The 13,814-nt window shown below is 51.2% G+C and carries 8 protein-coding genes; 5 read left to right on the top strand and 3 right to left on the bottom strand.

All coding sequences use genetic code 11. The features are described from left to right. Positions 1–68 precede the first annotated feature (68 nt). Positions 69–1,565 carry a tryptophan halogenase family protein gene (locus OCL06_RS06505; RefSeq protein ID WP_262992923.1) on the bottom strand — a complete coding sequence of 499 codons (1,497 nt, stop codon included), beginning with the start codon at positions 1,563–1,565 and terminating at the stop codon, positions 69–71. Positions 1,566–1,840: 275 nt separating this feature from the next. Here OCL06_RS06505 and OCL06_RS06500 point away from each other — a divergent pair, with 275 nt between their 5' ends. From OCL06_RS06500 to OCL06_RS06490, 3 genes are read left to right on the top strand one after another with little or no spacing between them, the layout of a single operon-like run. Continuing rightward, complete coding sequence (locus OCL06_RS06500; RefSeq protein WP_262992922.1) at positions 1,841–3,679, top strand: glycoside hydrolase family 13 protein; 1,839 nt, start codon at positions 1,841–1,843, stop codon at positions 3,677–3,679. A gap of 46 nt (positions 3,680–3,725) precedes the next feature. Next, complete coding sequence (locus tag OCL06_RS06495) at positions 3,726–5,210, top strand: MFS transporter (RefSeq protein ID WP_262992921.1); 1,485 nt, start codon at positions 3,726–3,728, stop codon at positions 5,208–5,210. Continuing rightward, entirely contained in the window at positions 5,207–6,913 is a 1,707-nt protein-coding gene (locus OCL06_RS06490) for an alpha-amylase family glycosyl hydrolase (protein ID WP_262992920.1), read from the top strand. Before OCL06_RS06495 ends, OCL06_RS06490 begins: the two co-directional genes overlap by 4 nt. Positions 6,914–6,983: 70 nt before the next feature. Here the strand turns inward: OCL06_RS06490 and OCL06_RS06485 are convergent, their stop codons facing one another. Next, positions 6,984–8,021 (bottom strand): LacI family DNA-binding transcriptional regulator, encoded by a 1,038-nt coding sequence (locus tag OCL06_RS06485; RefSeq protein WP_262992919.1) that lies wholly within the window; start codon positions 8,019–8,021, stop codon positions 6,984–6,986. Positions 8,022–8,257: 236 nt separating this feature from the next. Here OCL06_RS06485 and glnS point away from each other — a divergent pair, with 236 nt between their 5' ends. Then, complete coding sequence (gene glnS / locus OCL06_RS06480) at positions 8,258–9,925, top strand: glutamine--tRNA ligase (protein WP_262992918.1); 1,668 nt, start codon at positions 8,258–8,260, stop codon at positions 9,923–9,925. An 85-nt stretch (positions 9,926–10,010) separates the two neighbouring features. Here glnS and OCL06_RS06475 read toward each other — a convergent pair whose 3' ends face one another. After that, positions 10,011–10,754 (bottom strand): YciK family oxidoreductase, encoded by a 744-nt coding sequence (locus OCL06_RS06475; RefSeq protein ID WP_262992917.1) that lies wholly within the window; start codon positions 10,752–10,754, stop codon positions 10,011–10,013. Positions 10,755–11,060: 306 nt separating this feature from the next. Here OCL06_RS06475 and OCL06_RS06470 point away from each other — a divergent pair, with 306 nt between their 5' ends. Further along, positions 11,061–13,661, top strand: coding sequence for a VolA/Pla-1 family phospholipase (locus tag OCL06_RS06470; protein ID WP_262992916.1), 2,601 nt, complete (start codon positions 11,061–11,063; stop codon positions 13,659–13,661). Positions 13,662–13,814: the final 153 nt, after the last annotated feature.

The raw sequence follows: 13,814 nt of genomic DNA, 5'->3' as shown, positions 1-13,814 counted from the left end.
CCGTTAATTTACACAGTCTTTAATGACTTAAATAAAAGCGCCGCCGGGCACTAGCCGGGCGGCGTTTTTTATGGTGTGGCATGAAGTACAGCGTTATGTGGCTGGAACCGTGCGCCCCATTTAGTCAGCGTGGCCTGGATAGCTGTAAGAGGGGGCCTCGGCGACTCAGAGTTACGCAATACTGGAAACAGCTGATAGCCGCTGAGCAGGCAATACCAGGATACCGGCGAGTAGTAATGGCCGATGTTTTCCTGTTCTATAAACTGGATCAGGTTCCCGCCCTCCTGCCAGCATTGCAACAGGGCCTGCAGTGTATCGGAAAGCCTGGCCTCATGGCGCACTGTGTTCCAGTAAGGGCCTTGCCTTGATGACAGGTGATAATGGGCAACGATGTAGTCACGGATCCCATCAAAGCGGTCGGCCATTAACTGATTAAACTGCAGCTGGTGCTGCGGACTATAGTTGCCCGCTGACCAGGCCGATAAAAACTGTTCCACGGTTTCCTGCACCAAATGCAGGGCTGTAGCTTCCAGTGGCTCAATAAACCCCTGGCTCAAACCCACCGCCAGGCAGTTGTATGACCAACACTCACTTACCCGGCCAACCTTAATCCTGATATGCCGTATGCTGTCTGCATTAACTTGTTTCCGGCCGAGCTGAGCCATTAAGCGGTCACTTGCATCCTCCGGGCTTTCAAAATCTGATGCAAACACATAGCCATTACCAACCCGGCTAGTAAGCGGAATTTCCCAGCGCCACCCGTTCGTCATCGCCACTGACCGGGTTGCCGGTAATGGCGTCGCGGTGGGTCCTGTTGCGACCGCCACCGCCTGATCGTTAAACAGACTGTCGGCATAACTGACAAAGGGCACTTCCAGAGCATTTTGCAGCAACCGGCTGCTGAAACCGGTACAGTCCAGGAAGAAATCCGCCTTTATTGTATCGCCATTAGCCAGGTGGAGGGTCGCGAGGTCGCCTTTTTGGTTACGCGTAACCTCGTCTATAGTGCTCTGGATGTGGGTAACACCTTGTTTTACCGAGACATCTCTTAAAAAGTCAGCAAGCTTCCCCGCATCAAAATGATAGGCGTAGTTTATAGCAACCTGCTGCTCACCTGCATTGGTTTTGGGTGACTTATAATGTCGGGTGAGCCAGCTGGCCAGAAAGTATTCATCAGATACAGTGGTGCAATTATAACCCTGTCTGCGGCGCTCACAGGCAATCAGAAATTCCCGGGCAGTGGCATGGTCGATTGCGCTGGGAAAAGGGTGAAAATAGCCAGGTGCGCCTTCCTTGTACCATTGTTCAAACTGAATGCCGTTTTTGTAGGTGGCGCTGCACGCCGCCATCCATACCGACTCTTCTATACCCAGTGTTGTAAACAGCTGTTTTAGATGAGGTGTAGATCCTTCGCCTACACCCACGGTGCCTATCTGGGGCGACTCTATTAGCGTAATGCGGGTGTGAGCATGGCGGAAATGGTGGCTAATCAGGCTGGCAGATATCCAGCCAGCGGATCCGCCTCCTGCAATTACTATATGGTCTGGGTAGTCTGGATTATTCACGGGTATAGTGGTCTGCCAATCAGAAGTGCTTGAAGAAAGGGGCCTGTTATCCCCGTTATTATTGATTTTACTGGCCTGCAGCGGTGAATACGTATGCAGTCGGTTGGTCTGCGGACACGACAAAGGTACTATTTGTGTCTATCTTAACGTCCTGTTAACACTGATGGGAAGTCTGACCTACAAATTTATCACACCCCTGATTAAGTGGGGTACTGATAGCCTGTTTTCGCAGAGGAATGTCTGGCGGTGAACGGGCAAGCTAAGGGAGTAATGAGATGCGTTATTGTGCTTTAAGTACCACACTCGCCGCTGCGCTGGCATGGCCGGTGCAAGCTGTAGAAGTTGCGCCACCAAACTGGTGGGCCGGCATGGTGAGTCCTACGGTGGAACTGATGATCCACGAACCCGGTATTGCAGAAGCCAGCGTGAAGGCAGACTATCCGGGAGTAAAAGTGCTCTCCAGTGTCCGGCAGGACAGCAATAATTATTTGTTTGTTACTCTGGATACCGAACAGGCAAAGCCGGGTGTCATTCCTCTTACATTCACCTTTAGCGATCGCGATCCCGTAACGGTTAACTATCAGCTTCAGACCCGCGAAGAGGGGTCATCGCAACGGGAAGGTTTTAATCAGACTGATGTAATTTATCTCATTACCCCCGACCGGTTTGCTAACGGCGACTTGTCGAATGATTCAGTGGCCGGGTATGTAGACAAGGCTGACCGTGATGACAAGGGCGGCCGTCATGGTGGTGATATACAGGGGATGATAGATCGGCTGGATTACATCAGTGATATGGGCTTTACCCAGGTGTGGACCATGCCGTTACTGGAAAACGCCATGGATGCTTACTCATACCACGGTTACTCCACCACCGACTACTACCGGATAGATCCCAGGTTTGGCAGTAATGAACTGTACAGGGAATTCAGCCAACAAGCCGAGCAGCACGGTGTGGGCGTGATCATGGATGTGATCCTTAATCATATTGGCAGTGGTCACCAGTGGATGCAGGATCCACCGGCTGAAGACTGGATAAATAACGACGGTAAATTTGTGCCTACCTCGCATCGACGTGAGGCGTTGCACGATCCCCATGGCGTCGAGTCAGACAAGGTCGCCTTCAACGATGGCTGGTTCGTGCCCACTATGCCTGACCTTAACCAGCGTAATCCGCACCTGGCACAGTACCTTATTCAAAATGCGATTTGGTGGGTAGAATATGCCGGCCTCAGCGGGATACGGGTGGACACTTACTCATATTCAGATAAAGCATTCTTGTCTGACTGGACCGCACGGCTGATGCAAGAATATCCGAACCTGAACATTGTGGGTGAAGAGTGGACCGTAAACCCGCTGATCACTGCGTATTGGCAGGCGGGTTCACAGCGTCACGATGACTATGAAAGCGCCTTACCGAGCGTGATGGACTTCCCGTTGCAGGCTACCCTGACAGAAGCGTTGAAAAACAGCGAGAGCTGGTCTTCCGGACTGCGTACGCTATACGAAATTCTGGCCAGTGACTTTGTGTATGGTGACCCCTACAATCTGGTGGTGTTCGCGGATAACCACGATATGAGTCGTATTTATTCGCAACTGGATGAAGATCCGGCGCTGTGGGATATGGCGATGACGACAGTGCTGACTATGCGCGGCATTCCGCAGGTGTTTTATGGCACTGAAATACTCATGGCAAATCCCGGCACAGAGGATCACGGCATTATTCGTAGTGATTTCCCAGGTGGCTGGCCCGACGATAAGATTAACGCGTTCACGGGCGAAGGGCTGACAGACCAGCAGGTGTGGGCACAAGACCGTATCAAGTCAATGCTCAAGCTTCGCCAGCAGTATCCGCAGGTTTTTGCAGGCAAACTGACGCACTATACGCCAGACGATGGGGTATATGTGTATTTTCGCCACACTGAACATGCCGGCGATGCCAAAGTCATGGTCGTACTGAATAAAAACGCCGAGTCGAAAGCATTGCCACTGGCACGTTTTTCGTCCATGTTAACCGGCTACGATAACATTCGTCGTCTCGGTGAGTCGCAGCAGCCACTAGCGCAAAGCCTGACTTTGCCTGCGTCCTCTGCCACTGTATGGATCATCGAATAACGCGTCGCAACGGGCGGCTTATCGATAACAATAACAAGAGTATTTTATGCAAACACAACAACCTCGTTTGAATTTCTGGCAGATATGGAACGTCAGTTTTGGTTTTCTGGGGGTGCAATTTGGTTTCGCGCTGCAGAACGCCAACGTTAGCCGCATTCTTTCAGATTTAGGCGCTGATCTGCACTCGCTTTCATTGTTTTGGCTGGTGGCACCTATTATGGGCTTGCTGGTACAGCCTATTGTTGGCTCGGCCTCTGACCGCACCTGGAACCGACTGGGCCGCCGCCGGCCCTTCATTCTTGCTGGGGCAATCGCCGCAGTAGTAGGGATGGTATTGTTGCCTAATGCACCTATTTTTGTTGCGTTCATGGCGCCGATGATTATGGGTGCCATGATGGTGGCGCTGATGGATGCGTCATTTAACGTTTGTTTCCAGCCTTTCCGTTCTCTGGTTTCCGACATGGTACCGGCAGAGCAACGGAATATCGGTTACTCGGTGCAATCACTGCTAATTAATATTGGCGCGGTGATTGGTTCTATCCTGCCGTTCGTGCTGACCAATGTAGTGGGGTTGTCTAATACTGCTCAACTTGGAGAAGTCGCACCTTCAGTGGTCTGGGCGTTCTATATTGGGGCGACAGTGTTACTCGGTAGTGTGATCTGGACCGTGGTGCGCACCAAAGAATATTCTCCGGAAGACTACTACCGGTATAAAGGTGTTAAACCCGAAGATATTGACCAGGTTGAGTCGAAGCCGCCGCTGAAAGAGCGTTTACAGGGCTTCTTTGTGCTGGTGGTTAATATGCCGAAAACTATGAAGCAGCTGGCAGTGGTACAGTTCTTTTCGTGGTTCGCGCTGTTCATCATGTGGGTTTATACCACTCCGGCCATCACCCAGCATATCTGGAATGTCGACAAAAAATGGTTCGATCCGGCCTATATAGCCACCGTGCCAATGGTGCCAGAAACGATTATAATGGCAAAAGGCGCTGCAGGTGACTGGGTGGGGATCTTATTCGCTGCCTACTCTGTGTTTGCCGCAATCTTTTCAATTTTTCTTGCCAAGCTGGCAGACAAAGTGGGCCGTAAGGTGGTTTATGCCGGCTCCCTGGCACTGGGCGGGATTAGCTATGTAAGTTTCCTGTTCTTCCAGGACCTGACCTCTGTGAATGTGAACCTGCTGATTACGGAAGTGACGGTACCGGCCGGGGCCGTAAATCTGATGCTGCCTATGGTCGGCATTGGCATTGCGTGGGCAGCCATTCTGGCCATGCCTTATGCCATGCTGGCAGGGGCGTTGCCGCCGAATAAGACGGGGGTTTATATGGGCATTTTCAACTTCACCGTGGCCGCACCGCAAATTGTGTCAGGGCTTACCGCAGGCTGGATTTTAAGCAGCGTGTTCGATAATGACGCCAAATACATCATTGTGGTTGCGGGCGTGTCGATGTTGCTTGGCGCACTGTCCGTATTCTTTGTAAAAGAGCCCGACGAACTGCCACCCCCTGTTATTGAAGGAGAGACCCCATGAAGGCGATTAGATATTCTGCCGTAGCAGCGGCCATAATCGGTACGCTGACTAGTTGTGCTGCCACCGAAAATGCACAAACGCAAGGGCAGGACACCGCGCAGAAAGCACCCGCGTTCTATGGCACGCAAGAGCCCTTTGCTGCAGAAGCGGTGTACTTTGTTGTTACTGACCGGTTTGTGGACGGCGACCCTGAAAATAACCACGAAGATCAGGGCGGGGAATTCCCGACCTGGGATCTGCGACTTGAAGGCCCGGATGGTAAACATGCGAATGTCGGTTATATGGGGGGCGATCTCAAAGGTATTCTGAACAATGCAGAGTACATTAAAGATATGGGATTCACCGCAGTATGGATGACACCGGTGGTAGATAACCCTGATCAGGCATTCTCTGGCGATGAGCAGATCACCTATGGTGGCCAGTTCAAAGACGGCGGAAAAACCGGCTATCACGGCTATTGGGCCACCAACTTTTACCAGCCCGATGAGCATTTGATCAGTGATGATCTTTCAGTGAAAGATTATACCCACGCCATGAAAACCCAATTTGGTTTGAAATCGGTGTTCGATATTGTGGCCAATCACGGTTCACCCAGTTTCACCATGCCTGAAGACCAGCCCGGTTACGGCGAGCTTTACGACAAAGACGGTAATCTGGTCGCGGATCACCAGAATCTGCACCCGGAAGACCTGCAACCGGAATCGAACCCGCTGCATGCGTTTTTCCATCCCTACCCGGATCTGGTCAAGCTCTCCAACCTGGATGACACCAACCCTGATGTACGTGATTACCTGATCAATAGCTATCTGTATTGGATAGAGCAGGGGGCTGATGCGTTCCGCATTGATACAATCCGCCATGTTCCTCATTCATTTTGGAAAGAAGCGTCCGACCGTATCCGGGCTGAACATCCGGGCTTTTATATGTTTGGTGAGAGCTTTCAATATGATGCCAACTTTATTGCTCAGCACACCCAGCCTAAAAACGGTCAGATCAGCGTGCTAGATTTTCCTATGCAGAAAGCCATGCTGAAGGTGTTTGAGAACCCTGCGGAGTCTGATTTTGCAGAGATGGAAGAGGTGCTGCACCTGACTCACGGTCCGTATCACAATCCGTACGACCTGACGACGTTTTACGATAACCATGATATGCCACGGATGAATGCCACCGATGACGGTTTTATCAATGCTCACAACTGGTTGTTTACCGTGCGTGGCATCCCGGTGGTGTATATGGGGTCAGAAATCGGTTATATGCGGGGCACCGCGGAGCACGCCGGTAATCGTAATTACTACGGGCAGGAAAATATTGATGCAGCGCCGCAAAACGCTATCTACCAGTCGTTAAAAGCGATCGCCAATGTACGTAAGTCTGTACCGGCATTACAAAGTGGTTTGCAGGTAAACGTGCGTCTCGCTGGCAACGAAGCGGTGTTCTATCGGGTATTGCAGGATGATGAAGCGCAACAAACTGCACTGGTATTATTAAATAAGGGTGCCACACCGGCCGACTTCAACGTTAACCAGTATATGCAACCGGGTAGTTGGCAGGAGCAGCTCTCTGGCAACCGTACTATGCTGGCTGAGGGTGAGTCACTGCAGACCACCGTTGGTGCAAATGGTGTACAGGTGTGGGTCCGGGAAGGTCAGATAAACAACCCTGAGCTTATTGCTACCCTTGCCGCACAAATGGAAGTGCAATAAGCCGGCGTTAACGGATATTTCACGAAAAAGGGCGAACATGGTTTCGCCCTTTTTTATTACTGTATGCAGGTTAGTCTGTGCTGTCTTTGGTGCCGCACGATTGGCGGACAATGAGTTCGGCAGGCATGAGGAAATCGTCAACGGCTTTATTATTTATCGCGCTGATCAGTGCATTGACCAGTAGTTCGCCAGCGCGCCGGGTATTTTGTTGCACGGTGGTCAGGCTTGGGGTAGCAAACGCTGATACGGGAATGTTGTCATAGCCTACAACAGCGATATCTTTACCTACCGTGAGTGACGTGTTTCGCAGTGCTTTTAGCACGCCCAGGGCAATACTGTCCGACGCACACACCACGGCATCGGGCAGCGTATCGCTTGCCAGTAACGTTTGCATAGCATCAAATCCAGCATCTTCCGTGGAGATGGCATCGATGCGTGGCAGGTCATCATGCAGGAGTCCGGCATTCTCCAGCGCGCTCAGATACCCCTGGTGGCGCGCCATAAATTCAGGTGCATGGCCACCGGCGTCACCGATAAAGGCAAAGCGCTGATGACCTAAAGAGAGCAGGTGATGGGTGACATCGTAGCCGCCCTGAAAGTTGTCACAGCCAATACTAATGCCGGGATATTCTGCGTCATGGGCTCCCCAGCGCACAAAATGGGTGCCCTGTTCCTGCAACTGCGCGAGCTTAGTGCGATATGCCATATAATCACCGTAACCTAGCAGAATAATGCCATCGGCTTTATTTGAATCTTCGTACTCCGCATGCCAGTCATCTTCCAGGTTCTGAAAAGAAACTAACAGGTCATAATTGGCGGTCGCGCAGGCCCGGGTGATGCTCCCCAGCATGGACAGGAAAAACGGATTAATCATTGAGTCGTCTGAAGTGGGATCCTCAAACAGTAATAATGCGATGGTATTACTTTTTTGTTTACGCAGGTTACTGGCATTCTTATCGACTTTATAATTCAGTTCCTGCGCAATCCGCTGGATACGCTCGCGGGTTTCTTTGTTAACCAGCGGACTGTTACTCAACGCACGAGACACGGTAGACTGGGATACTCCAGCCCGGTGGGCAATATCGAAGGACGTAGCTTTTTCTTTCATGGACACCAAGTCTTAACTCGACGAGTGGTTCGTCATTACAAAAGAGGTTACCATAGTTTTTCTAAGGGCAAGATGAAATCGACAATTGGCCTGTCTGGCTGAAGAAATTATCGCCGCATCGTTTTTTATTTGCACAGTCAGTGACTCACGAACAAGAAAACGTAGTGGCCACAGATCAGCTAATGGTATACTTGCAGGAATCAATTTAAGTATCAATTTACAAGGGGAAGTAGCGAATGGCCGAGACTGAACACCGTCCGACCAACTTTATTCGTCAGATAATCGATAAAGATTTGGCCGCGGGCCAGCACGAGAGTATCAGGACGCGTTTCCCGCCAGAACCAAACGGGTTTCTGCACATCGGCCATGCGAAGTCTATTTGCCTGAATTTCGGCATTGCAGAAGACTATCAGGGGTCGTGTAATCTTCGCTTTGACGACACCAACCCGGCGAAAGAAGACATTACTTTCGTAAATTCCATAAAGGAAGATGTGCACTGGCTGGGTTTCGAGTGGGCCGGTGAGGCGCGCTACTCTTCCAACTATTTTGATCAGTTACATGGCTTTGCTAATGAGCTAATCGACAAAGGTCTGGCCTATGTTGACTTCTCTGCGCAGGAAACCATGCGTGAAATGCGTGGCACATTAACAGAACCTGGTAAGAACAGTCCTTATCGCGATACTGACGTGGCCACGAATAAAGCTGAATTTGCGAAAATGACAGCGGGCGAGTACCCAGAAGGGCATTGTAGCCTGCGTGCAAAAATTGACATGACCTCGCCGTTCATGTGCATGCGCGACCCGGTAATTTATCGTGTTAAGCACGCCCATCATCACCAAACGGGTGATAAATGGTGTGTTTACCCCATGTACGATTTCACCCATTGTATTTCTGACGCGCTGGAGGGGATTACCCACTCGTTGTGTACACTGGAATTCCAGGATAACCGCCGTCTGTACGACTGGGTTATTGAGAATATTTCGATAGATTGTACGCCCCGCCAGTACGAGTTCTCCCGTCTGAATCTGGAGTATACGGTGTTGAGTAAACGTCGTCTGATTCAGCTTGTGGAAGAAAACTACGTCAGTGGCTGGGACGATCCGCGTATGCCGACGATTGCCGGATTGCGTCGTCGCGGTTATACCCCCGGTTCAGTGCGTGAATTCTGTAAGCGCATTGGCGTAACAAAAATGGACAATATGGTCGAAATGTCCATGTTAGAAGCCTGTATTCGCGAAGATCTGAACGTGAATGCCCCCCGGGCCATGGCGGTGTTGAATCCAATTAAGCTGGTCATCGAAAACTTCCCGGAAGGTGAAACAGAAACGCTGACTGCTCCAAATCATCCGAATGATGTGTCAATGGGCACCCGCTCTGTATCCTTCAGCCGTGAAGTCTGGATTGAAGCCGAAGACTTCCGGGAATCGGCCAACAAGAAATTCAAGCGCCTGGTGCTGGACAAAGAAGTCCGCCTGCGGAATGCCTATGTGGTGAAAGCCGAACGTGTAGAAAAAGACGCGGACGGTAATGTGACGACGGTTTTCTGTAGTTACGACGCAGGTACGCTGGGTAAAGATCCTGCCGACGGCCGCAAAGTGAAAGGAGTAATTCACTGGGTTGACGCAACCACTGCCCAAGAAGCGGAGTTTCGTCTGTACGACCGGTTATTTAACGTGCCTAATCCTGCTGCTCAGGAAGACTTTGTGGATGCTATCAATCCTGACTCACTCACCGTGTGCAAAGGATGGGTGGAAGCTGGTTTACAGAACAGCAGCCCGGCATGTGGGGCGTGGCAGTTTGAACGTACCGGCTATTTCTGCCTGGATCCAGACTCACAGCCTGACTTGCCGGTATTCAACCGCACCGTAGGACTACGGGACACGTGGGCGAAAATTGGTGATTAATCAACGCTAATATCGAAAAAGGCTGCTACTAAGCAGCCTTTTTTGTTGCGTAACTGGCACCTTACCAGTTCACTCTCTCTGAGTGCTATTTCGGCTGGCAATCTAATGACTGCCCATTAACCTGCACACTTTCATCACCCATCAGATATAAATACAGTGGCATAATCTGTTCCGGTGTTTTCAGGGTCTCCGGGTCTTCTGCCGGGAACGCCTTCGCCCGCATATCGGTGCGGGTAGCCCCAGGGTTTATGCAATTAAAACGCACCGACTTATTTTTGTATTCATCGGCAAGTACCTGCATCATGCCTTCTGTGGCAAACTTCGATACCGCATATGTCCCCCAGAATGCACGACCTTTACGCCCCACACTGGACGTAGTAAATATCACCGAGGCCGCTGGAGCCTCTTCCAGCAAGGGCAGCAGCGCCTGAGTCATATAGGTGGCGCCGTTAACGTTGACCTGCATGACGTCCTGCCATTCTTCAGCACTGATGTCTTTAAATACGCCCAGGTGCCCAAGCAGCGACGCATTGTGCAGCACCCCGTCAAGAGTACCGAACTGATCACGGATAGTATCCGTCATGCTTTTATAGTGGCCAGGGGTCGCGCCCTTTAAATCGAGGGGAATAATTGCGGGCTCAGCATGGCCTGCCTGCACAATGTCATCGTAAACTGCTTCAAGTTTCGACACGGTTCTGCCCAATAAAATACAGGTAGCGCCGTGGGCGGCAAAAGTTTTGGCGGCCTGAGCCCCGATGCCCGCGCCGGCCCCGGTGATTAAGATTGTTTTGCCGGTGAGTAAATCGGCCGGCGCCTGGTAGTTATTCATAAACGGGTTCCTTGTGATAATAGGAAACGTGTGGCCTGAAAGTGGATAGCACACGATGATACGCACTGGGGATCGTAAGTAAACGACATGACTGAAAAAAATTATTTGCGTAAATACGCTTACAAATAGTTAACAAACCTTTGCAAAGTCTCAGTAAAGTCAATAAGATTGGGCTATATCCAACTGGTCTAACATGTTTAAAACTTTTCTGACATTGTGTTAACAAAGCGGTGCGGCATGGACGGCAAAACCGGACAGCCAGGTTTTAAACACAGAATAACAACAAAGTCTTTGTAGGGAGAAAGAATGAGAAAACTCTTTATCAGTTCCAGTGTTGCTGTGGCACTGGGTCTAACAGGATGTGGCGGTTCGGGTGAATCTTTTGACGATATCCAGGCCGAAACTCCCGTGCAAACGCCCCATTCTCGTATTGTCTTTGACCCGGCCAATGGGGATCTGAACATACCAAACGATCTACTGATGCTGCCAGGCGATGACGGCTTCTTTGATTACACGTTAAACATTCCCGTGGCTGACCCTACTGACTTTGGTGACCCGCAAAATGCACTGAATGTGCTGGACGGCTGGTCCACCCAACATCCCTTTGTGATTAATATCGAAACCACCGCAGGCGTGGCGATTGATGCAAGCACATTGTCAGCCGGCATTCATCTGTATGAAGCTACCCTGGGTCTGGATCAAAGTGTGCCAGAGTGCGCCGCAATTGAGATCCCGTCTGCAGGCTGTTTGTTAGGCGATCAGCTCCAATTCGGCGTGGATTACGTGTTGTCCCTGCAGGACGAAGACACAGTAACCGTAGTGCCGTTACGGCCGTTCAAAGCCGCTCAGGGTCACATGCTGGTCATGACGACGGCGTTAAAAGATACCAGCGGCAAAGCAATTCAGGGCTCGACGACCTGGGATTTAGTCCGTCAGGATATCGATACCAAACCCTTGTCCAGCGACTCCCAACTGGAATTACAAACATTAGTTAACAGCCTTATCGATCCGCTGTTGGGCGCAGGCTATGACCGCGAAGAAATAACCTATGTGTCGGCCTTCACCACACAATCTACCGACGTCTCACTCAATACCATTAAACAGGTAATGATCAGCGAGTTTGCTGCCCGGGCCAATGCCGGTGATCCAAACGCGGGTGAAGCGTTACCCGTGATTGTGGCCGGTGACGCTGAAGGGGCACCAAATGCCATGGAAGCGCTTAATCTGGTAGATGAGGAAACGCTGGCAGGGGCTGTGGCTCAGGGTATAGCCGGCTTACCACCAGAAGCGGCAGGGTTAGTGCCCTTGATTGAGAGTACTGACTTTAGTCCATTGCAAACCTGTGGAGGCTTACTTGCCACCGCATCTGGCAACCTGTCGGCCTCATGGGGCGCGGTAAATGATTTTGCCGTTGCAGTCAGTACTGGAATTCTTACTCAGGTGGGGCCTTTCTGTGCTGCTCAGCGCTATGAAGGAACAGTATCATTACCTTACTTCCTGGGTGTACCGGGTGCCGAAAACCCGCTAGCGCCAGTGAACCAGTTCTGGCAGGCAGCGTGTGACAGCGGTATCGTGCTGGCTGGCGCGCCTGATGAAGTGTTGGCTGCGGCTACGCCGGGTCCTAACAATGAAATGTGCAGCAACTTTGGGCTGGCTGATTTACGTGTGAATGGCGAAATGCTGGACAGCGCACGGAATATCACCCGCTTTAACCCGTTCCCGCAGCCACAAGGCGGCAACATGGGTGAAGAAACGCTGGACGTCCAGATCACCATTCCTGATGTCGCGGTAGCCGCAGGCTTAGGCTTTACCATAGAAAAGCCGGAAGCCGGCTGGCCCGTGGTTATTCTGGCCCATGGTATCACCAGACAAAAAGAAGACATGCTGGCAATTAGTGGCACGCTGGCACTGGCAGGCATTGCCTCGGTGGCAATCGACCACCCGCTGCACGGTAGCCGTGGCTTCGATCTCGATGGCGATGGTAACGATGAAATTAATGCTACCACGGTAAGTGCAACCCACTATATGAATCTGGCGAGTTTGCCTACTGCGCGTGACAATTTGCGTCAAAGCGTATCTGATTTACTTGGGTTGCGCTTAGGGTTGAATGCAGTAGTAGACACTACCGCAACTCAGGCCATCGACTTCGACCTGTCGCGGGTTTCTATTATGGGCGTGTCGCTGGGCGCAATGACCGGTGGTAACTTTGCTGCTGTAGCTAACTCTACCATGGGTGAGCAACTAGGGGAGTTGGACAGTATGTATGCGGTCAACGAAGCCTCGCTTGAATCACCGGGTGGCGGCGTTGCGCAGTTTTTGATTGAGTCTCCCTCATTTGGTCCACTGATTAAAGGGTTGTTGCTGAGCGAAGCATCACCTGAGTTCCAGGCACTGCTCACGCAGCTGTACGGAACGACCGATGTCAGCGAGGAGCAATTGGTGCAGGCTGTCAGTGCGTTCTTTGATGCTCTTGATAGTCAGCAAATGGCTGAAGTTAATGCTATTTTCGCTGAATTTGCGTTCGCAGCCCAAACCGTAATGGATGCCGGGGACCCTAACAACTATGCGGTAACGTTAGGAGCCACTACACCGGTACACATGATGAGTGTAGTGGGGGACGGCGGCGAAAATCTGCCTGATCAGGTTATTCCGGTAACTACAGCGCTGCCTCTGGCAGGTCAGGCCGGACTGGCACAGACAATTGGTCTTGAGCAGGTTTCTTCCACTGTTACGTCAACTGATCCGGTCAGTGGCTGGGTGCAATTCCTGCAAGGTGCACATGGTTCGAGTCTTAATCCTGAGCCGAACGCAGCAGTAACAGAAGAAATGCAGCGGGAAGTGGCAGGTTATATAGCCAGCGAAGCCCGTATGCTGCCCATTACCAACGAGGCGGTGGTAGCAAATTAACCCCGTGGTTCATGACTGATTCAAACCGGGCTTTGGCCCGGTTTTTTTATGCCCGGAATTGTTAGAAACGTTAATCGTTAATCAATTGTTAATAGGTCTGACCTGTGATAAATGTATATCACGCTGGTCTGTTAGGCTCAGCCTCAAGAAGTG

Origin of the sequence: Alteromonas salexigens (assembly GCF_025628895.1) — a bacterium.
GTDB classification, from domain to species: domain Bacteria; phylum Pseudomonadota; class Gammaproteobacteria; order Enterobacterales; family Alteromonadaceae; genus Alteromonas; species Alteromonas salexigens.
Note: the sequence above shows the minus strand (reverse complement) of the source record. Positions and strands in the feature narration are given on the sequence as shown.